A 19,515-nucleotide genomic window follows, 5' to 3' on the forward strand; every position below is an offset into this window, starting at 1 on the left:
CCTGGCGGGTTCCCCAGCCGGGCGCCGATCGGGCCTCCCGCGCGCCCGGCCTGCCGCCTGCAGGCCGGAACTGGAACCGCACGGCCAAGGCGGGGTTGGCGTCAGCGCTCCCGCCGCTGCACGTCCAACTGATAGTGTACCGTGGTGCCCGCATCGCCGGGAGCCAAGTGGGTCACCAGGATCAGCTGGCGATCGGCGTTGCTGCGCCCGAGGGTCGCCTGCAGGGCGTTCAAGTCCTCCTGTCGCGGCTTGTTGTGGAAGCGGAAGTCCCGGACCTGGACCTTGCCGTTCCGCTCCAGCTGCACCACGGTCACCAGGTACGTGATGGGCTGGCCCGTCGCTTCGCCCAGGCTCTTGAACCCGTCCAGGCTGCTGCCGTCGAAGGGCCCCGCCACCACCCCGCCGCTGGCCCGGACCACCACGTTGTCGATGAACCAGCCGTCGTTGGCGGGGTCGCCGTCGTTGCCGGCCGCGGCCCAGTCCGTCACGTAGCGGAAGGCCAGCAGGAGGGACCGGCCGTCGTAGGCCGAGAGGTCGAAGGATTCGTGGCGCCATCCGCCGGACGAGCCGGTGAAGCCCGGCACGTTTTCCTGGATCCGCGGGTGGGCATGGGGGTCCAGCACGTCCGTGGTGTTCTCGTTGGCCAGGCTGGTCCAGGTCTTTCCGCCATCGGCCGAGACCTGGACGAACCCGTAGTCCCATGCCGCCTCGATGTCGTAGAAGTGGTCGAATTCCAGCACCGTGCCGCTGGCTCCCCGCAGGTCGAGGGACAGCACGAGCCACTGGTCCAGCAGGTCGCCGGTGCCGCTCCACAGGGCCAGCCCTTCGCCGCCGGCCGGAGCCGCGACCACCGACCAGGGGATGGGCAGGTAGTCGTCGCCGTTGAACTGCACCCGGGTCGCCCGGGCTTGATCGCGGGTCCAGGTGGCCGCCACGTCGGTCGCCCAGCCCGCCACCTGCCCGTCCCCGTAGGTGGCGGCGTCCAGGTTGATGCCGCCGCGGCTGCCGAACCGGGTCAGGTCGATGCTGTCGAACGCGTACTCCCGCGGCAGGCGGGACTGGCCGGCCGCCATGAGCGCCACCTGGAAGTCGCGGTACACATCGGTGAAGCGCTGGGGATGGCCCAGTTCGGCCAGCACGGCGTCCACGCCCTGGGAGCCGTTGGCCGGGTTGGCCACCAGCCGGCGGATCACCTCACCGCCGCCGAAGTGGTCGTGCAGGTAGAGCTGGAACAGGTACGCGATCCCGTAGTCGGCCAGGATCTGCCGATCGCCCTGGTCCCCCCAGGCGGTCAGGGAGTTCTCCGGATTGTCCAGGTACCAGTCCACGTGGCTGTCGGGATGGCCGTATCCCACCAGGAACTCGGCGAAATCGGAGATCCCCTCGTTGATCCAGCTCTCCTCGTCGCTGTCGTAGTCGTCATGGATCAGGTGCTGGAACTCGTGGGCCAGGGTCCCGTCGTACAGGTGGGCGCGGCCCGTGCCGGGCACCCGGCGCCAGGGGGCGTCGTTGGGTCCCAGCCGCTGGGCCCAGTCGAAGGCGTCGATGGTGACGATGTTGCGGTCCATGTAGGCCTCGTAGGCCGACGCGTAGAACCCGGCCACGTAGGAGGGATAGCTCGGGTCATAGTAGTTCTCGTCCTTGACGTTCTCTACCAGGATGATGTCCCGCGCCTTGCCGTCGGCGGCGGTGTAATAGCCGTCGGGCACGTAGCCCCACACATCTAGAAGGGCCTCGGACCCGTCGTGCTGATCCCAGGGACCGAAGAACGCTTCTTCCTTGGGGCGGATGTTGCCCTCGAACTCATTGAGCAGGTAGGCCACCTGCTCGTCGGTGATGGCGACCATCTCGTTGCGCGGATCACCTGCGGGGAACGCCAGATTTTCCGCCACCCAGACTTCGGCGTGCTCGCTGATGCCCCGAAGCACGAAGGTCGTCGGCACCAGCCTGCCCCGCGCATAGTCCAGGGTGAAGAAAGTCCGCCGCGTTCCTGGGAGGGGGTCATAAGCCGCGCTGGCATACCGGATGCCCGGCTGGTCGACTGGGTCGGCTCCGATCACCTGGCCCTTGCGCATCACGGGGAATTGCTTGTGCCGGACGGCGGGTCCGATGTCGATGGGTTCCGGCTCGGTGAAACCGGCAGAACCGGCGGCAGCTGTGCCGCCGGCCGCAGCGGGTGATGCCTTCGGTGCGCCTGCCGCCAGCGCCTGGCTGCCGGAGCCGGTTCCGGGCCATGCCGCCAGGGCGGTCCCCATGACGGCAGCGGCCAGTGCCGTTGCCAGCAGCCGGCGGGCACGGCGACGACGGGAACGATGCATCACGCCACATCCCTCCTCTGGAACAGCCTGTCTGGGGGAATGGTTTCGCCTTCCAGATGAGAGCTCCTTTCGCGAGACATGGCACGCATTGTCAATTCGGGTGCACAGCCACGCGGCGGGCGCCGGAACAGGGGGCTTCCCTGCGTCGAGATTCGGCGCTACGCCCCCGCCGCCAGGATCGGAGCCCAGGATCGAAGCCCGACGGGCTCCCGGGCCATCGCGGTAGCCCGGAAGCCCGTCAGCGGTGCGCTGTGCCGGCGGCCCAGGGGAGCAGGGCGTCAGCGGTTGGGCAGGCTGCCGCCGCGGGCAGCGGGCCTGCGCAAGGGGAGCACCGGCCTGCCAAGGGGGGGCCGGCCGCCCGGGCCGGTGGGGGAGCCGGGCGTGGGGGATCCGGGCGGGCCCGAGGGCTGTGGGGCAGGCGAGCTGCTGCCTGCCGCCGCTCGCCAGCCCGCCCACGCCGGCATGACCACTCGCCCCAGGCTGGGACCGGGGGCATCGGAACGGGCCGGAGGTCTCCCCCGGTCCTCGGGCTGCAGGCCCGCCGGTGCAGGCGGGCGTCCCCCGGGCACGGGCGGTCCTTGCGCGGCTGCCGGAGAGCACCCCGCCGGAGTCCGGGAGGGGCGGCCCGATGACCGTAACACCCGCCGCCGGATCCTCCGGATCGCTCCGCTCCGGCCCGAGGTAGCCTGGCGGGCGGTCCCCCCGGGGCCGGGCGGTTGATGGGCCGCGTCCGGGTCAGCAGCAGCCGGCGGTGTCATGGGCCGTGGCATGCTCGTCGGCATGGCAGCGGGAACCTGCTGCGGTCCACCCGCCCCATGGTCCGGAGCCGGGAGGGTTCCGTCCGGTGCTGCGGCACCGGCTCTCGCCCCCGCAGCCACCGGTCCACCGCAGGCGCCGGGTGCGGCAGGCGCAGGGGGCGCCGCCGGGGAGGGCCTGGCCCCTGGGGACGCCGGCGCCCCAATGCCGGGCGGTGGGTTGTGCCCGGACGGGATCTGGAGCTGGCTAGGGGGGCGGCCGGAGGCATGCTGGGGTACCGGCAGGGAGTCTTCCTCCCCCCTGGTGGTCGTGGACGGTGGCTGCCCACCCCCACCAAGACCTTTCTCGAGGCGTTCCTGCGGCGGGTGGGCAGGGAGCGGGGCCTCGGCCGGCGAGCCGGCCGGGCCGGGGGCAGCGTGGGCGACCTCCCCCGGGGTGGTGGCCGGGCCGGGGAAGGCGCGAGAGCCATCTCCCGGTACGGCCGCCGGGCTCGCCGAACCCTGGGTGGCCTTCCCCAGCGTCGCCGCCTGGCTAGAGACACCCTGGATGACCTGCCCCACCGTAGCGGCATGGCTGGAGGCACCCTGGGGGATCTCCCCCAGCACGCCGGCCTGGCCGGGGGCACCTTGGGGGACCTCCCCCGGTGCCGCCGCCGGCCGGGTCGAACCCTGCCCGGCTTCCCCCCTTCCTTCCGCGGACAGGCCGCCGGGCACGGTGCCGGGTGGGGTGCCGGGACGCGCAGCGGCGCCAGCAGGGCCGGGTGCCGGCAGCGGCGGGCGGGGCTGCCAGGGCGGCAAGAGGGGCCGGGCGACCGCCGGGAGGAAGACCTGCGCGACTTCCAGGCCCGCCGCCTGGCGTGCCGGTGGGGCGTCCAGGGCATGACCAGCATCCGCTGCGGGACCTGCGGGATTGGCCTCGGTGCCAGGGTCCGGGGCGGCTCCCGGCGCCGAAGCGCCTGCCATGCCTCCGGGCCCCGGGGCCTCGGCCAGGCCGGAGCCGGGCAAGGACCGGGCCCGTGCCGCGACCGGGACCGGGAGCCGGGCGGTGTCCAGACACCACCGGCTGGCCGCCGCCGTCGCTGAGCCCAGGACGAACCCGGCCAGGCCGGCCAGGGCGGCCAGAAAGGCGTACCCGGCGGGACCGGGGGGAAGGAAGCTGGGCCACCCCGGGCCGCCCGCCGTTCCTGGGGCCAAGATGCCGGTGGCGGCCGTCCCCACAGGCCCTGAGACAGGCCCCGAGATGGCCGGCCCGCCGGCGGGAGGGTTGTTGCCGAGACCGGGGCCCGCCTCCCAGGCGCCCGTGATCCAGAGCAGCCCGGTGTGCGCGAGACCAAAGAGGACGGCAGCGACCATGCCCAGGGCCACGGAGCGGGCCACCCGCCAGCGTGGGGACGGGTATCCGTCGCCGGTGCCCGGGGGAGCGGGCAGGGGTGACAAGGATCCCCGTTCGCCGGCGGGTGCGGGGGAGCGGCGTGGTGGGGCGGCGGGCGGGCTGCCGTGACCGGCTCCGGCATGGCGGGCAACAGGCCGCCGGAGGGGCTTCCGGGGCCGGCGTCCCTCCGCCGCCGGCCCGGGGTCGCCGGCCCCTGAGGTCTCCGTTCCGCGGCCGGCTCGCATGCGGGCAGGGCGCCTGCCGCCGCGGGCCGGCAAGAGCCAGAGCAGGCCCGAGAGGATGACCGGCTGGGCCGGGGCGGGCACCTCGGCCCTGCCGGCCAGGGCCAGCATGATCCCGGTCCGCAGCATCGTATAGGAAGCCGCCGCCGCGGGGGCGTCTTCCGGCCGCCGGGCCGACCCGGCGGCGTGGGCCAGCACCCAGGCTGCCAGGGTCACGGAAGCGGCGGCGTAAAGCCCAGAGGGCAGCCGGCGGGCAGGATGGTCCGCCGGCAGGGCGGCAAACTCCCAAGGTGCGAGGGCGGCGAGAGCCAGGGCCAGGGCACCACCGTGCAGGATCCAGCGGAGCACCAGGGGCCGGGCGTCATCCTTCAGAACCTCCGTCCCGGCATCCTTCCCGGCCGGGGTGGGGCGCTGGCGTCCGGCCAGATCGCCGGCGGCCAGGGCGGCCAGCACGGCCGCGGCCAGGACGGCCAGGTCCCGGGCCGGCCACAGGGCCTGCCCCAGGGCCGGCAGGGCCACGTCCGCGCCCCAGCCCGCCCAGCCGGCTGCGGCTGCCAAATAGCCGCCCAGGGCCACCAGGTGCGGCAACCCGCCCAACCCGCGGCGGGCGGCCGCCCGCAGCCACCGGAGCCGTCCCTGCGCTTCGGGTTGGGCCACGGTGTGGTGCCGTCCCCGGACCTGGGCCGGCGGCCGGGGGCGGGGCCGGGCCGGCTCCTGCTCTGGAGGCCGGGTGAGGGGAACGACATGGCGCAGGGTCTGGGGCGAAACCGGGTAGGGAACCTGCGAGCAGGGGTTGACCCCTGCCGCCGGGGGGCTTTGGCGGGGGTCGCCGTTGTCCTTGAGGGCGTCGTCGCCCCGCGCCCCGGCGTTCCTGCGCAGGGCCCCGACGTTGCCGCCCGGTGCCCGGGAGTGGAGGCGCCCCCTGCGGCGGAGCCCGCGCACCGCTGCGGCCAGGCCCGAGGCGGCCATCCCCGCCGCCGGTGCGGCAAGGCCCAGGAGCAGCAGCGGGTGCGGCACGGGTTCGCCCGCGGGGTGGCGGACGGAGGCCGCCAGCGTGGCATACAGGCCGGCCACCGCCAGGACGGTGCCCACGGCGGCCCCCCAGGCCCACGGCTGCGGCCCGCTGCCGCGCGCCCCGCGGGGCGCCGGGTCCCCGGCCGGGCCGGCCAAGCGCCCCGCACCGGGCCGCTCCTGTCCGGTATCCCGCGTGGGCCTGTCCGGCCCTGGCGGAATGGGCCCCGCAGCCACCGGGACGGGGCCCGGGAGGGCCGCCGGGACGGCGGCCTGGCGCCGGGCCATGGCTGCGGTCGCCTGGGGGGCCGGCAGGGGCGGTACCACCATCAGGGGCGGCCCTTCCCCTGCGCTGCGGGCGTGCTCCCCTGGGGAGGGATCCGCCGCGGCGCCGGGCCGGCGAGGGCCGCCGTCACCTGCCGGGCCGCGGACCGGCCGGCGGAAGGGGAGGGATCGACGGGACGCCATGACCAAGCCTCCTTCGTGGTGACCGGAGCTGGCGGGAACCGGCGGGACCGGTGCGCGCAAACCCATGCGGTGCTGCATGATGCCGCGTGCGGTGCTGCGTGATGCCGCGGGGGCCACGGGGCCTCAAGCCAGCCTATGCGGCAGCCGGGCAGGATATGGCAGGCCCCCGGTCCGGCCGGCACCAATTTTTGCGAGCCGCAGCGGGGCGGGAGGAAAAGGCGCGGCCGTCGGAAAGAAAGGACTCGACAAGGAAGGACTCGATCAGCCAGCACACGGCAGAAGAACTCGCTGCCGCAAGCGGCCGTGAACGGCAGGCGAAAGGGTGTGAGCTTCGTCGTGGCGGTCATCCTCCGCCTTGTTGCGTGGGTCGTGCTGTGGCTCGGCGGGCTGGCGGCCACCCGGGCGGTGGTCGAACCGGCTGCCCGGCAGGGGGCTGAGGCCTTCCCCCAGCTGGCCTGGCCCGCCCTGGCCCTGGCCCTGCTGGGTGCGGCGGGAGCCTACGGCATCGTAGCGGCCGGCTGGGGCCGGTGGATGGACGGGCGCAGCGTCTGGCTGCGCCTGCCTCTGGCGCTGCTGTGGGCCGGGGGAGCGGCACTCCTGGTCCTGGCGGCCGCCAGCGCCCTGGCCCGGGTCGAACCCCTCACCGCCGGCCGGGTGACGCCGCCGGTGCTGCTGCTGGCCGTGCTCGGCTCCCGGCCGCTCTGGGTGGCAGGGCTGCTGGCGGCGCTGGCCGGTTCGACCCTGGGCGCCCGTCCCGCCGAGCGGCGGCGCCGGCTGGGCCCCGGCCGTCTTGGACTGTGAGCGGGCGGGGCCCGGTCCCGGGGCCGGGCTCGGCCACCGGGCGGGGACTTCAGTGGAGCCAGCGCACCCGCCACAGGGGCCAGAAGACCAGGACCGCCCGCCCGTCCAGCCGGTCCAGGGGCACCGGCCCGAAGGAGCGGCTGTCGTAGCTGCTCGGCCGGTTGTCCCCCAGGACGAACACCGTTCCCGGCGGTACCTCCACCGGGGGCAGGTCCGAGCGGTCACCGTACACCACGTACGGCTCGTCGATGACGGTGCCGTCGCGGATCACCCGGCCGTCCTCCATGGCCACGGTGGAACCGGGTCCGGCCACCACGCGCTTGATGTACTCGCCGCCCGGCTGCTGAAGCGGGCGGAACACCACGATTTCCCCCGGGCGGGGCTGCCGCCAGCGGGCGCCCAGCTTCAGGACCAGGACCCGCTCGCCGTGGTGGAGGGTGGGCTCCATGGAGTGGCCCTGCACCACGAAGGATTCGGCCACGAAGGCGCGGATCACCAGGGCCAGCAGCAGGGACAGGACCAGCGTTTGCAGGAGTTCCATGAGCACGCTTCCCAGTGCGCGAAATCGGACCATGAACAACGCTCCGTCAGAGGGACCGGACCCCGCGGAGATCCGGTCCCGGTTAATCCATTGGTATGACGCTCACTGCCGGGATCTTCCCTGGCGCCGCACCCGGGACCCGTACGCGGTGCTGGTGTCGGAGATCATGCTCCAGCAGACCCGGGTGGACACGGCCCTGCCGTATTACCTTCGCTTTCTCCAGCGATTCCCGTCGGCCTGCCACCTGGCGGCCGCGCCGGAGGAAGAGGTCCTCAGGCTCTGGCAGGGCCTGGGCTATTACCGGCGGGCCCGCCAGCTGCACCAGGCGGCCCGGGTGCTGGTGGAGCGCTACGGGGGCCGGGTTCCTCCGGACTTCGAGGCGGTCCGGTCCCTGCCCGGCGTGGGCGACTATACCGCCGGGGCGGTCTGCAGCATCGCCTTCGACCTCCCGGTGCCGGCCGTGGACGGCAACGCCCAGCGAGTCCTGGCCCGCCTGTTCGGTGTGGACGAACCGGCCGACCGGGCGGCGGGGCGCCGCCGGCTGGACGAGCTGGCGCGCCGGCTGGTCCAGGGACCGCGCCCCGGAGCCCTCAACCAGGCGGTCATGGAGCTGGGTTCCACCGTCTGCACGCCGCGCAGGCCGCGCTGCGACCGTTGCCCGCTGGCCGGCCTGTGCGTGGCCGGACGGTCGGGGCAGCCCGAGGCCTGGCCGGTGCGCCAGCGGGCTGTGCGCTGGGCTGAAGAGGACGTGGTGGTGGTGGGGTGCCTGCGGGGGGACCAGGTGGCGGTGATCCGCCGGCCGGAAGGGGGGCTGCTGGGCGGGCTCTGGGCCTTGCCCTACGCCCTGCGGCAGGAAGGGGAGACCTGGGTGCAGGCCCGGGACCGGCTGGGGGCGGTGCTGGCCGCCGAACTCGGGGGGTCCCTGCGCTGGTACCCTGACACCCTGCAGGGGCGGTGGGATTTCAGCCACCGGCGCTGGCACTGGCGCCTTTACCTGGCCTGGTCCGGCGGGGATCGGACTCCGGCCGGGGGCGCGGGGTCGGGCGCTGCGGCGCCCCCGCACGGCGCGGGCCTGCCCGGCCCTGCCGGTCGGGTGGCCGAAACGCCTGGGCCCTGGGATTCCGGAGCGGTCCGGTGGGTCGGCCTCGGCCACCTGGACGGCCTGCCCATGGCTTCCCTGGACCGGAGGCTTCTGGAGCAAGCCATGCAGGTTCTGGCAAAGCTGCCCCAGAGGCAGGTGCCGGGGCTGCGGGGGCAGGTGCCGCGGGTGCCGGAGCAGGTGCCGGGGCAACGGTCCCGGCCGGAACCGCTGCCGGGCCGGGGCCGGACGGGGCCGGGCGGGGCCAGGGAGGGGGCGGGGGCGGCGGGGCAGGAATGACAAAGCGGCAAGGCGGGGCGTGATGCCCCGCCTTGCCGCACCGGGCTGCGTTCGTCCGGCAGCCGGGCAGCCGGGAACCGGCGCCCGTGGCTTACCAGAGCTCGCCGATGCGCCTGCGGACCTCGCCCTCTTCGGGGAACCGGCCCGTTTCCGCCTTGTTGTAGACCTCGCGGCCTCCGGCGGTGACGATGAACCGGCCACCCGAAGAGGGGACCAGGGTCAAGGAGGCGACCCGGTCCGGGTATGCTTCCAGGATCTCTTCCGCCACACGGGCGGCTCGCGGCAGGTACCCTCAAGAGGTGCAGTACTCGATGCGGACTTCGATGCGGTCGCTCATCCCGAACCTCCCCTTCACCCGGTTGCCGCATCCGGCTCGCGGTGGTCCCCGGCCACCGGCCGGGCGGCGCCACCGGACCTCGGCGGGCAGGCACCGGCGGCTGGCCGGCCGGTGCCCGTCCACCTTATGAATACATTACCACTTGCCCCTCCGGCGGTCCCGGCCCCGGGCCACAAGCCACCGGGTGACAAGCCACCGGTGGAAGGTTCCGGGCCGGCCCGTTACACGACCCCGGTCACAGGATGCGCTTGCCGAAGGCGGAGGCGATGAGCGCCACCGCCACCTCGGCCGTGCGGTTGTGCACATCCCGGATGGGGTTGACCTCCACCACCTCCATGCCCGCCAGCAGGCGGGATTCGGCCACGATCTCCATGGCCAGGTGGGATTCCCGGTAGGTCAGCCCGCCTACCACCGGGGTGCCCACCCCCGGCGCCACGTCGGGGTCGACCACGTCCACATCGAAGCTGACGTACAGCCGCCTCACGCCGCGGCCCTGCAGGTGCTGCAGCGCGCGCCGGGTCACCTCCGCGATGCCCAGCTCGTCGATCTGTTGCATGGTGTAGGTGACCATGCCCGTCTGCCGCAGCTTCTCCCGTTCCCCGGGGTCCACGTCCCGCAGGCCGATCATCACCAGGCGGTCCGGGGGCAGGTAACGCGGGAGCCAGCGGGTGTGGGCCAGCAACTCCGGATCGCCCTTGCCGACGATGCACGCCACCGGCATGCCGTGCACGTTGCCGGAGGGCGTGGTGGCGGCGTCATTGAAGTCGGCGTGGGCGTCGAACCAGAGGACCCCCAGGTCGCCGGCCCCCGCGCTGAGGAAGCCGCCCACCGAACCGACGGCCAGGCTGTGGTCGCCACCCAGGACCAGAGGCACCCGGCCTTCGGTCACCATGCGCGCAACCCGCTGGGCCAGCAGCCGCCATACCGGCTCGATGGCCTCGATGTGCTTGAGGCGCGGGTTGGCCGCATCCAGGCTTTCGGCCACGGGCACCTCCAGGTTGCCCAGGTCCCGCACCTGCCACCCCACCTGCCTCAGCGCCTCGGTCAGGCGGGCGTAGCGGATGGCGCTCGGACCCATGTCGGTACCGCGGCGGCTGCTGCCCAGGTCCATGGGAACCCCAACGATGCCGACCTCCAAGACGTCCATCTCCTTTCCCCGCAACCGTTCCCCCCAAGGGCCGGAGGTCCCTTGGGACCTTAGGCATGAGCGGCTCGCGCACCCTGCCACCCCTGCCCGGCACCGCGCAGTCACCGCGACCGCCCGCCGCCCGGCAGGCGCCCTGCGCGCCGCGCCGTGCCCCGGGCACGGTACGCCGGCGCCCGGCGGCCCCCGCGACGGGCCCCGCCGCCCACGACTGGCCCGGTGCAGCGGACCGGCTCGCCTGCACCCGAGACCCCCGCCGCATGACCCGCGGCTCCGCGCACCAGCCCGTCCGGGGCGCAGTCCCTCGGTTCCGCCGGGGCCATCGGACCCGGCCGCGGCGTTCCCGGTGCGCCCCGCCCCCTGCGGCCATTATGGCATGTCCGGCCCGGGCATCCCTCGTGCCCGCAGCCGCTTCCGCAACGGCCGGGCCGGCGGGGCATCCTTTGCTTGACGGGACGGGCCGTTCCGGCCCAGGCACGCTGGCCGCGTTGCGGCGCCATCACCATCCCGGCGGAGGAGGTCGTGGCCATGGAGAACACGGGCGTCATGATCGTTCTGGGGCTTCTGGTGGTGGGGGGCCTGGCCTTCTGGGTGGTGAACCGGGCGGGCATCCGGGCCGGCCTGCCCGGCGACATCCCCTCCCGGCCCCGCCCGGTGGAGGGCCGGCCGGTCAACCCCCGGAAGCCCACGGTGGGCGGCGATACCTTCACGGCGGCGGACAACGTCCTGACCGGAGGGGACGAACCCGGCGAGCCCGGCGAGCCGGGTGAAGGGCGCCAGCAGGAGGCTCGTACGGGGAGCAGGGAGAACGGCCCGGCCGCCGAGGGGTCGCGCCCGGGTGACTGAACGGTGCGATGCGCAGGGTGACTCGCCGGCCCGATACGGGGTCCCCCGCCTGGGCGCGGGGCCGCAGCAGCTGCCTGCGGCTACGACGGGGATTGGGCCGCCAGCGGGTGCGACCGTCCACCGTGGCCGGGCGGCCGCCTCCCCAGGGCCGGCAGCCGCCGGCTCTGCCCGGGCCCTGTGGCCCACCGGCGGCCGCGTCCCCGGGACTTCCCGCGGGGGCAGGCCTCCACCGGCCGCTCCGGTCCTGGCCGCCAGGTGCGCCGGGGGGCCCCTGCCATGACTTGCCGGCGTGAGGCGAAGGGCGACGGATCATATTACGACTGCCAGCCTCGGCAAAAAGGCACGGGCCTCGGGAGGAGGTGACAGGCCTTGGCTCGTGGTCAGCAGAGCAACCGGCATCTGGTCCCGGGTGCTTCACGGGCCCTGGATCAGTTCAAGTATGAGGTGGCGCGGGAGCTGGGCATCCAGATTCCTCCCGACGGGTACTGGGGTGACATGCCCACCCGGTTGACGGGTGCCGTCGGCGGCCACATGGTGCGCCGCATGATCGCCCTGGCGGAGCAGCAGCTGGCGCAGCGGGGCACTCTGCCGCCGGCCGACGCGACCCGCGGCGCCGCAGCGCCGGCCTTCGGGACGGCGAACTGGGCGGCCGGCCGGGCCGACGCCTTCCAGCCGGCCCCCCGGGTTTGACCGGCCGGCGGGTTCTCCGGCCCGGTGATCCTGCCTGCCGAGCCGGCCATCCGTCGCCGGCGGGGTCCTGCGGGCGGTAGAGCCCGTCACGGCTTCCGCCGGGCGGGATCCCGGCCGCTGCCCGGACGGGCGGCCCTGCAGCCCGAGGCGACGGCCGCACCGGGCGAGGCAGGGGCCGGGGGCCGGTTCCACCGGCAACACGGCGATACCGGGAAGACCGGCGGTACGTGGGATCGGAAACAGGCTGCGGGCCTTGGCGACCATCCACCCGGCCTGGGCGGACGATCCGGCCTGCGGGCGGGGCGGCGGCAAGGCCCGTTTCCCCTTTCCAGCCTGTGGCCTTCAAGCCCGGGGTGCCCGGGGTCTTGAGGTTGCGCCCGGGCTCAAGGTTGCACGGTGTACCAGAGCCAGGAGGCGATGTAGGCCAGCTGGCCCGTCAGCACCAGCACGCCCAGCAGGACCAGCGCCACGCCGCTGGCCTGTTCCACCCGGCGGAGCAGGGGGCCGCCCCGGCGCAGCCGGTCCGGCTGGAGGCGGTCGATCAGCACCGCCAGGGTGAAGAACGGGACGGCAAACCCCGCGGTGAAAGCGGCCAGCAGGAGCATGCCCTGGGCAACGGTCCCCGTGGACGAAGCCAGCAGCAGGATGGATCCCAGCACCGGGCCCACGCAGGGTGTCCAGCCCACGCCGAAGGCCGCACCCATCAGGGTCCCGGGCCAGAATCCGCCCGCGCCGGCGGTCGGCGCCTGTGCCCACGCCGGGCGCCACTCGCGCTGGAGCCACCGGAGCCGGATGACCCCTAGCATCTGCAGGCCAAAGAAGACGATCAGGACCCCCGCCACCTTCTCCAGCACGCTTTTGTACGCGATGAGCAGGGCTCCCGCCGCCGACAGGCTGGCCCCCGTGGCCATGAACACCAGTCCCAGCCCCAGGACGAACCCGGCCGCCCCGGCCAGGCGCCGGGAAGAAGGGTGTCGCAGGCCACCCGGCGCCGTTGCAGGCCCCGGCCGAGCAGTCCCTTGCGCCGGCCCCGCCGTGCCGCCCAGCAGGGCCAGATAGGCCGGGTAGAGCGGCCAGACGCACGGCGAGAAGAAGTAGGCCATCCCGGCCAGCAGGGCGATGCCCGCCGTCACCTGGGTTTCCGGACCCATGTTGCATCAGAGCCTCCTCCGCCCGGGGGGCGCAGGTCCCCCGCGGGCTTGGTGTGGCGCTAGACCTGGTCCGGGTCGGGCGGGCCCGGCCGGGCCAGGGCCGGCCGGACCGGCCTGCCGGGGGGACCGGCGCAGCAGGACCCGTCCGCCGCGGGTCCAGCCCGCCGCCGCATCACGCCGCCGGCCGGTCCAGGGCCCCCGCCTCCATGGCGATCCGCTTCAGCTCGGCGATGGCGTCCTGGACATAGGCCGGCAGCCACAGGGCCCGGCAGGTCTCCTTGCTGGGCGTGACGGACCGCATGAAGAGGTACGTGCTCAGGAAGTCCACGTAGACGCGGCGACCGTCGGTGGTGCCCACCTCAAGGTACGACGTGTTGGGCGAAAGCTCGAAAAGGAAGCGGAAGTTGGGCTGCTCCGCCTCGGGATCCACCCGGGGCGCGCCGAAGCGGGCCGCCAGGGCCTCCCGCAAGCGGGCCACCCGCGGGCCCAGCTGCCCGGCGGGCGCCTCGTCCACCAGCCGGTCGAAGGCCGTACCCGTCACCCGCCGCCGTTCCAGTTCCTCGATGGTCTGGCGGAACAGGGGCTGGTCCAGCCGGCCGACCACGTTCTCCATGCCCTTTCCTCCCTCCGGAAGCGGATTCGTCCCCTCCACCGCGAATTCTACCGCCCCGCAGGGCAGGGGGAAACCGCCGCGGGCCCGCCGGCAGCCGGCCCGCAGGCCGTCCCAGGAATCGTGTCCCAGCCGGCCCCTCAAGTGGTAACATGTTTTGCTGTGGCGCTGGAGGCGATGTCGCTGGTGATCCGGATTCCGGTGACGGCCTGGTGGTTCCCGCTGGCCGGCCTGGGGTGGGGGCTGGTACTTTATGGCCTCCCTCTGGTGCTGGGCCTTGCCCTTTCCCGGCTCCCAGGTCGCGGGGGAGGGCAGCCCGGGCCCCGCGGCAGGCCCCGCAGCTGGCCTGGCGGCACCACGGGCGGGCGCGGGCTGGCGGCCGGGTTTTTCACCTATCTTTTGCTGTCGAACTGGCTGGCGACGTTGGGGCTCGGCCTGGAGGGCCCCGGGTGGGGCCGGGGCCTGTGGCTCCAGGCCGCCTTTCTTGCCGCCTTCCTGATCCCGGCCTACGCCGGCTGGCTCCGGCCCGGCGGGCAGATGGGCCGGCGGGTCGGCTGGACCTGGGCCGCCGCCCTCGGCCTGGACGGAGCCGCGGGGGCCTGGGTAGTGCGCGCGGCCCTGGAGGCGGGCGGGCTCGCCGCCGCGCCGGCTGCCGCTCTGGCGGCGGCCCGGCTGCTGCTGGCGTGGGGGCTGGGCCTTTTGCTGGCGGACGGCCGGCGGCCGCCGCGCCGCCAGCTCCTGGCGGGGGGCGTGGTGGCCGGCCTGCCCCCTCTGTTGACGGCAGTCCTCCCCGCCGGTGCGGGGCTGGTCGCCTGGAGCCTGGTGCTGCGGGCCGCGGCGGCCGGCCTGGTGCTCTCGGGGCTGGCCGGCGGGCGGCTGGTGCCGGGGGCGCGCCGCCTCCGTGGCGAAGCCCAGTGGGCCTTTGCCCTGGCCATGGCCGCGGCCATGGCGGCGATGTTCCTCCTGGCCCAGTGGATGGCGCTTCCGCTGGGTCCCGGGGGTGCGGTCCTGCCCTGACCCTGGACTTCCCGGATTGAAGCTCCCGGATGGCAAATCCCGGATTGCAAGTCCAGGCCTTGTGAAATCCATCACGAAACACAACAAGCCTCCGCAAGGAGGCTTGTTGTGTCTGGGGGATGCGTCACGGGGCGGTGCGGCCGCCCGCGAGAGGGGTGTACCGACAGCGGTGTTGCCCGCTTATCGGTTGCAACCGGGCCGGGTGTTGGGCCCGATTGCAAGTCTAAAATAGCAGCCTTGCAGAAAGCGGCCCAATCGGGCGCAGGTGGTATCTCTGCGTCGGGTGATGACCTGAGTGGCGGAGTTGCACCGGTGAAGCAGAGCTGCAAGTTCGGCGACCCCCCCCCGGAAGACCCGCTCAAGCCAAGCGCCCCGCTCAAGCCGAGCGGTGGGTGGAGGCATCCTATGGGGGCGCGCCCAACGGGAACGCCCTGGCGGGCTGCATGCGCAGCGACATGGACGGCATGGACCATGATCCCAGGATCCCAGGGGGTGGGGCGGGCCTTGCTGGCGGGATCGACGGCGCTGCTCATCGGACTGGCCCTTCTGGTGCTGCTGGGCGTGACCCACCAGGTGCTGGACCGGATGCGGCTCAGCAAGACGGCGGCCCTGGTCCTTCTCGGCCTGATGATCGCGGGCACCTTCCTGCCGGAGGTGTCCCTGGAACCCCGGGTCAGCGTCGACCTGGGCGGGGCCCTGGTCCCGGCGGCCGTCGCCATCTATCTCCTGGTCACGGCCGACCATGCCTTCGAGCGCCGCCGGGCCCTGGTGGCATCCCTGTGGACGGCCGCGGCCGTCTACGCCAGCGACTGGTTCCTCCCCAGCGACCCGGGCGGCGGCCGCTGGTGGCTCATGGACCCCCTGTGGGCTCCCGTGGTGGTGGCGGCCGTCTTCGGATACCTGGCCGGGCGCTCGCGCCGGTCGGCCTTCATCGCCGCGACCCTGGGCGTGATGCTGGTCGACCTGATCGGCGCGGTCACCGGCAGCCTCCGCGGGATCCCCGGCGCCTGGGCCAACCTGGGGGGCGGCGGGGTGCTGGACGCGGTGGTCCTGGCGGGGGTGGGTGCGGTCGCCCTGGCGGAACTGGTCGGGGAGGCGCGGGAGTGGCTGGCCCGTCGCGCGCCCTGGCGTCGCGGCGCGGCCCGGCCGGTGGCGCGCCCGCCGGTGGCGGAGGCGGAGCAGCCGGCGGCGCCCTCGGCCGCGGCCTCGTGGCTCCTGGCAGGGCTGGCGGTAGCGGTGGTGGCCACCACCGCCTGGCTGGGGCCGCGGTTCCAGAACCCTGCCGGCGACGAGCTCTTCGATACCCACATGGAACTGCGCGAGATCGGGACGGAGCGGCTGCTTTTGGCTTCGGCCCGCATCATGATGGCCGGGGACATCTGGATCGACGCGGCCGACCGCTGGTACCGCATCGTCCGGGTGGACGGCCACACGGCCTACGCCCGCGCCCTGCTCCCCCCCGCCGACGGGACCCTGGCCGGGGAGCCCGGTCGTCCCAACCTGGACAGCCTTGCCGCGCCGCCGCCCGCCCTCTTCTCCCCCTGGCGGCTCGCCCCGCCGGGAATGGTGCCCGATCCCTGGGGAGCCGTGCCGGGCGGGTCCGAACCAGTCCCGGCCGGCGCTGCGGCAGGCCTGGGCGGGTGGGGGCCCGGCCCCCGGCCGGGACCGGCCTCCCTGGCAGCGGCCCTGCCGCTGGGGGCCCTGTTCCAGAAGGTGGTCGACCCGGCCCCTGTGCGGCCCACTCCCCGGGGCGAGGGGCTCATCGGCATCTACCACACCCATAACGACGAGTCGTACATCCCGACCGACGGGACCCACAGCGTGGAGGGCCGCGGGGGCATCCACAAGGTGGGCGACGTTCTCGGGCGCGAGCTGGCCCAGCACGGCTTCCGGGTGGTGAAGTCCGAGGCGCTGCACCTGCCCCACGACCGGGGAGCCTACCGCCGCTCGCGGCGCACGGCCCTCAAGATGATGCCGAAGAACCCGCTGGTGCTTCTCGACGTGCACCGGGACGCCACGCCACCCGAGTTCTACCGGGAGGTGGTGAAGGGCCAGCCGGTCACCCAGATCCGGCTGGTGGTCGGGCGGGAGAATCCCTTCCGCCGCACGAACCTGGCCTTTGCACGCCGGCTCAAGGCCGAGGCCGACCGCAGCTTTCCCGGGCTGGTGAAGGGAATCTACTACGGCCGCGGCAACTATAACCAGGATCTGGGCCCGAGGACCCTGTTGCTGGAGGTCGGCGCCCATACCAACAGCCGCATCCGGGCGGAGCGGGGCGCCGCCATGTTCGCCACGGTGCTCGACCGGACCCTGGCCCGGCGCTCGCGCTAGCGTCCGGCCCCCGGCACCCGGCGCTCGCGTGCCAAGGCGCTTCAACACCCTCCGCTCCAGCGCCCGGCGCTCCAGCGCCGGGCGCTCGGGCCGGCTTGCAAGCACCATAATAGGCATAGGAACGGGTGCCGGGCCGGCGAGGAGGTGGCGGCGGATGAACAGGCGGCACGGATCCGTCCTGCTGGGTGTCGCCCTGGGCGGGGGCGGCCTGCGGGGCCTGGCCCACGTCGGGGTGCTGCGGGCCCTCCAGGAAGCCGGCTACTCGCCGGGCATCGTCACCGGCACCTCCAGCGGCGCCATCCTGGCCGCCCTCTGGGCCTGCGGCTGGAGCCCCGCCCAGATGGAAGACGTGGCCCGGCGCCTGCGGTCGGCCGAGCTCTACGATTCCAACCTCACCTGGGGTTCGGCGCTGGCCGTGCTGGCTCAGGTGCTGGGCTTGCGCTGGCGGCCCCGGCGGCCGGTTCCTCAGGGCATGCTGCAGGGCCAGAAGCTGGAGCGCCTCATCGGCCTCTGGACCCGCGGCATCCGGCTGGAGCAGCTGGAGCGGCCGGTGGCGATCATGGCGGCCGACGTGCGCTCGGGCCGGGCCGCGGTCTTCTGCCCGCCCGCCTACCGGGAACGGGTCGAGCGGGCCATGCCCGGCGCCATCGTGCTGGACAAGGGGAGCCTGGCCGCGGCCGTCCGGGCCAGCATCGCCATTCCGGGGATCTTCGAGCCCAAGCGCCTGGGACCGTACCTGCTGGTGGACGGTGCCGTCAAGGACAAGGTGCCGGCCGAGGCGGCCCGAGCCCTGGGTGCCCAGGTGGTCCTGGCGGTCGACGTGTCGGTGCGGCAGCGCCGCGAACCCGCGGGCCTGCTGGACTTTCTCGGGCAGGCCTTCGACCTCATGGCCCGGGACCTGGCAGCCTTCAAGCTGGAGCGGTTCGCCGACCTGGTGGTCCAGCCCGATCTGCCCGATGTGGAACTGACCGACCTGCACCGGGTGCCCGAGTGCATTGAGGCCGGTGCCCGGGCCCTCCGGGAGGCCCTCGAGGACCTGCAGCGGCTGCTGCACCCCGCCCCCGCCGACGCGGCGTCGGGGGAAGCGCTGACCTGATGTTCCGCCGCCGGTCCCCTCATCATGAGCAGGATTCGCCCCAGACGGCACACTGAAAGCCGCCCGGCTTGGCCCCCAGGTGACCCTGCACCGGCAGACCCTGCACCGGCATGCGGTCCCTTGTCCCTTCCAGGTAACGCCCTGTCCCGGCGCCGCCCGCGGCCTGTTTTGCCTGGCCCCTGGGTCGGGTCTCTCCCGTGCCCGCGTCCCCTGTTTCTTCTACCCCGCCTGCAGCGCGCATAGCCTAGCCTGGGCCGGTCCCTGGTGCCCGGGCCGGTGGGGACCCGGCTGGGTCCGGGCGGGGGTCCGGCCCGGCATCCCTGGTTCCACCGGGACCGGGTGGGGGTGGACCTATGGCTGGACCAGGCCGCACTTCCGGGCGCGGGCCGTTCCGGCCCGGCGCTGGTCACCGGCCCGCGGGGCGGTGGCCCTTCGGGGCCCGTTCGTCCGGCGCCGGCGATGCGGTCCGGGCCCTTCGGGGCAAGCTGGCCCGGGTGCGGGGCGGCCCGGGCGGCCCTGGAGCCCCCACCCCCCCGACAGCCCCAGGAGCGGTCCGGGCGGAGCCACGCCGGCCGGCGCCACGACCGGGACGGCGGCTGCCGCGGGGGATGCTGGCGGGCCTGGTGCTGGCCGGCGCCCTCCTCTGGGTGGGCGGGCACCAGGCCGGAGGGGGCCTGGCGGGGGCCGGTCCCGTCTGCGGCGAGCAGGAAGGGGCCCGCAGCGCCTACTGGCGGTTTGCCCGCTGGTGGCGGTCGGTGGCGGGACTTGCCCTGCAGGGCGGGCAGGCGGTGGCGGCCTCCGGCGACGTGCTGATCGTGATCGATATCGACCGGCGGCAGCTGACGGTTTACCGCGACGGGGTGCCGGTCAAGACCTTCCCGGTGGCCGCGGGCCGGCCCGGCGAGCCGTCGCCCGTGGGCGAGTGGCGGGTGACGGACATCGCCCACTGGCCCGGCGGCCCCTTTGGCGCCCGCTGGTTCGGCCTCAGCGCCCCCTGGGGGTCGTACGGGATCCACGGGACCAACAACCCCGGCTCCATCGGCACCTACGCCAGCCTCGGCTGCATCCGCATGTTCAACGAAGACGTGATGACCCTGGACCACCTGGTCCAGGTGGGGACCCCGGTCAAGATCACCGGCACCACCGAGGTCTACTACCGCCTGCCCGTCTACCGGCGCGGGGACGTGGGCCAGGATGTGGTGCTGCTGCAGCTGGCGCTGCGGGCCACGGGGTTCGACCCCGGGGTGGCCGACGGCGTCTACGGCGGTGTCACGGAGAAGACCGTGGCCGAAGCGGAGTGGTGGTTCGGCCTCCATCCCGACGGCACGGCGGACATGGCCCTGCAGCGACTGGTGGGTTTCCGGCCCTGACGACTCCGGGCCGTTGCGGCGGCCTGCCTTGAACGGC

15 protein-coding genes are annotated in these 19,515 nt (G+C 74.3%); 8 read left to right on the top strand and 7 right to left on the bottom strand.

The features are described 5' to 3' along the window. Positions 1 to 101 precede the first annotated feature (101 nt). Entirely contained in the window at positions 102 to 2,318 is a 2,217-nt protein-coding gene (locus THESUDRAFT_RS02195) for a M6 family metallopeptidase (protein WP_006903072.1), read from the bottom strand. Between the two features lie 278 nt (positions 2,319 to 2,596). Next, positions 2,597 to 6,166: a hypothetical protein gene (locus THESUDRAFT_RS02200; protein WP_006903073.1), complete on the bottom strand. Its 3,570-nt coding sequence runs from the start codon at positions 6,164 to 6,166 to the stop codon at positions 2,597 to 2,599. A 324-nt stretch (positions 6,167 to 6,490) separates the two neighbouring features. On the opposite strand from THESUDRAFT_RS02200, the gene THESUDRAFT_RS02205 reads away from it, so the two are divergent. Then, entirely contained in the window at positions 6,491 to 6,967 is a 477-nt protein-coding gene (locus THESUDRAFT_RS02205; RefSeq protein WP_006903074.1) for a hypothetical protein, read from the top strand. Positions 6,968 to 7,016: 49 nt separating this feature from the next. Here the strand turns inward: THESUDRAFT_RS02205 and lepB are convergent, their stop codons facing one another. Next, the gene (lepB, locus tag THESUDRAFT_RS02210; RefSeq protein ID WP_156821679.1) at positions 7,017 to 7,508 is read right to left on the bottom strand and encodes a signal peptidase I; all 492 of its coding nucleotides are present in this window, start codon (positions 7,506 to 7,508) and stop codon (positions 7,017 to 7,019) included. A gap of 31 nt (positions 7,509 to 7,539) precedes the next feature. Between lepB and mutY the strand changes: the two genes are divergently transcribed. Then, positions 7,540 to 8,886 carry an A/G-specific adenine glycosylase gene (mutY, locus tag THESUDRAFT_RS12025; protein WP_006903077.1) on the top strand — a complete coding sequence of 449 codons (1,347 nt, stop codon included), beginning with the start codon at positions 7,540 to 7,542 and terminating at the stop codon, positions 8,884 to 8,886. Between the two features lie 91 nt (positions 8,887 to 8,977). On the opposite strand, the gene THESUDRAFT_RS02220 is transcribed toward mutY, so the two are convergent. Next, a complete protein-coding gene (locus THESUDRAFT_RS02220) occupies positions 8,978 to 9,223 on the bottom strand; it encodes a SelT/SelW/SelH family (seleno)protein (protein WP_006903078.1) in 246 nt (81 codons plus the stop codon). A 235-nt stretch (positions 9,224 to 9,458) separates the two neighbouring features. Next, the gene (rocF, locus tag THESUDRAFT_RS02225; RefSeq protein ID WP_040826690.1) at positions 9,459 to 10,370 is read right to left on the bottom strand and encodes an arginase; all 912 of its coding nucleotides are present in this window, start codon (positions 10,368 to 10,370) and stop codon (positions 9,459 to 9,461) included. Between the two features lie 525 nt (positions 10,371 to 10,895). Here rocF and THESUDRAFT_RS02230 point away from each other — a divergent pair. Both THESUDRAFT_RS02230 and THESUDRAFT_RS02235 read left to right on the top strand, forming a co-directional pair. After that, positions 10,896 to 11,213, top strand: a complete 318-nt coding sequence (locus tag THESUDRAFT_RS02230) for a hypothetical protein (RefSeq protein ID WP_006903082.1) — start codon at positions 10,896 to 10,898, stop codon at positions 11,211 to 11,213. 369 nt (positions 11,214 to 11,582) lie between these two features. Next, the gene (locus THESUDRAFT_RS02235; RefSeq protein WP_006903083.1) at positions 11,583 to 11,903 is read left to right on the top strand and encodes an alpha/beta-type small acid-soluble spore protein; all 321 of its coding nucleotides are present in this window, start codon (positions 11,583 to 11,585) and stop codon (positions 11,901 to 11,903) included. 383 nt (positions 11,904 to 12,286) lie between these two features. On the opposite strand, the gene THESUDRAFT_RS02240 is transcribed toward THESUDRAFT_RS02235, so the two are convergent. Together THESUDRAFT_RS02240 and THESUDRAFT_RS02245 are read right to left on the bottom strand one after the other, a co-directional pair. Next, the gene (locus THESUDRAFT_RS02240; RefSeq protein WP_006903084.1) at positions 12,287 to 13,054 is read right to left on the bottom strand and encodes a cytochrome c biogenesis CcdA family protein; all 768 of its coding nucleotides are present in this window, start codon (positions 13,052 to 13,054) and stop codon (positions 12,287 to 12,289) included. Positions 13,055 to 13,226: 172 nt separating this feature from the next. Next, positions 13,227 to 13,667, bottom strand: coding sequence for a hypothetical protein (locus THESUDRAFT_RS02245; RefSeq protein ID WP_006903085.1), 441 nt, complete (start codon positions 13,665 to 13,667; stop codon positions 13,227 to 13,229). Positions 13,668 to 13,841: 174 nt separating this feature from the next. Here THESUDRAFT_RS02245 and THESUDRAFT_RS02250 point away from each other — a divergent pair, with 174 nt between their 5' ends. The 4 genes from THESUDRAFT_RS02250 (at position 13,842) to THESUDRAFT_RS02265 (ending at position 19,478) form a co-directional block, all read left to right on the top strand. Beyond that, positions 13,842 to 14,681, top strand: a complete 840-nt coding sequence (locus tag THESUDRAFT_RS02250; RefSeq protein ID WP_242823207.1) for a hypothetical protein — start codon at positions 13,842 to 13,844, stop codon at positions 14,679 to 14,681. A gap of 471 nt (positions 14,682 to 15,152) precedes the next feature. After that, the gene (gene spoIIP, locus THESUDRAFT_RS14870; protein ID WP_278199592.1) at positions 15,153 to 17,012 is read left to right on the top strand and encodes a stage II sporulation protein P; all 1,860 of its coding nucleotides are present in this window, start codon (positions 15,153 to 15,155) and stop codon (positions 17,010 to 17,012) included. 154 nt (positions 17,013 to 17,166) lie between these two features. Continuing rightward, positions 17,167 to 18,108 carry a patatin-like phospholipase family protein gene (locus tag THESUDRAFT_RS02260; protein WP_006903088.1) on the top strand — a complete coding sequence of 314 codons (942 nt, stop codon included), beginning with the start codon at positions 17,167 to 17,169 and terminating at the stop codon, positions 18,106 to 18,108. Positions 18,109 to 18,716: 608 nt separating this feature from the next. Next, a complete protein-coding gene (locus tag THESUDRAFT_RS02265; RefSeq protein ID WP_083855313.1) occupies positions 18,717 to 19,478 on the top strand; it encodes a L,D-transpeptidase family protein in 762 nt (253 codons plus the stop codon). The last annotated feature ends 37 nt before the right edge of the window (positions 19,479 to 19,515 follow it).

The sequence above is a fragment of the Thermaerobacter subterraneus DSM 13965 genome (assembly GCF_000183545.2).
Lineage (GTDB): Bacteria > Bacillota > Sulfobacillia > Thermaerobacterales > Thermaerobacteraceae > Thermaerobacter > Thermaerobacter subterraneus.

What these genes read in the sequence shown, in the direction of transcription:
- THESUDRAFT_RS02195 (WP_006903072.1), bottom strand. Translation starts at nt 2,318, where the DNA reads ATGCATCGTTCCCGTCGTCGCCGTGCCCGCCGGCTGCTGGCAACGGCA.
- THESUDRAFT_RS02200 (WP_006903073.1), bottom strand. Translation starts at nt 6,166, where the DNA reads ATGGCGTCCCGTCGATCCCTCCCCTTCCGCCGGCCGGTCCGCGGCCCG.
- lepB (WP_156821679.1), bottom strand. Translation starts at nt 7,508, where the DNA reads ATGGAACTCCTGCAAACGCTGGTCCTGTCCCTGCTGCTGGCCCTGGTG.
- mutY (WP_006903077.1), top strand. Translation starts at nt 7,540, where the DNA reads ATGAACAACGCTCCGTCAGAGGGACCGGACCCCGCGGAGATCCGGTCC.
- rocF (WP_040826690.1), bottom strand. Translation starts at nt 10,370, where the DNA reads ATGGACGTCTTGGAGGTCGGCATCGTTGGGGTTCCCATGGACCTGGGC.
- THESUDRAFT_RS02230 (WP_006903082.1), top strand. Translation starts at nt 10,896, where the DNA reads ATGGAGAACACGGGCGTCATGATCGTTCTGGGGCTTCTGGTGGTGGGG.
- THESUDRAFT_RS02240 (WP_006903084.1), bottom strand. Translation starts at nt 13,054, where the DNA reads ATGGGTCCGGAAACCCAGGTGACGGCGGGCATCGCCCTGCTGGCCGGG.
- THESUDRAFT_RS02245 (WP_006903085.1), bottom strand. Translation starts at nt 13,667, where the DNA reads ATGGAGAACGTGGTCGGCCGGCTGGACCAGCCCCTGTTCCGCCAGACC.
- THESUDRAFT_RS02250 (WP_242823207.1), top strand. Translation starts at nt 13,842, where the DNA reads ATGTCGCTGGTGATCCGGATTCCGGTGACGGCCTGGTGGTTCCCGCTG.
- spoIIP (WP_278199592.1), top strand. Translation starts at nt 15,153, where the DNA reads ATGATCCCAGGATCCCAGGGGGTGGGGCGGGCCTTGCTGGCGGGATCG.
- THESUDRAFT_RS02260 (WP_006903088.1), top strand. Translation starts at nt 17,167, where the DNA reads ATGAACAGGCGGCACGGATCCGTCCTGCTGGGTGTCGCCCTGGGCGGG.
- THESUDRAFT_RS02265 (WP_083855313.1), top strand. Translation starts at nt 18,717, where the DNA reads ATGCTGGCGGGCCTGGTGCTGGCCGGCGCCCTCCTCTGGGTGGGCGGG.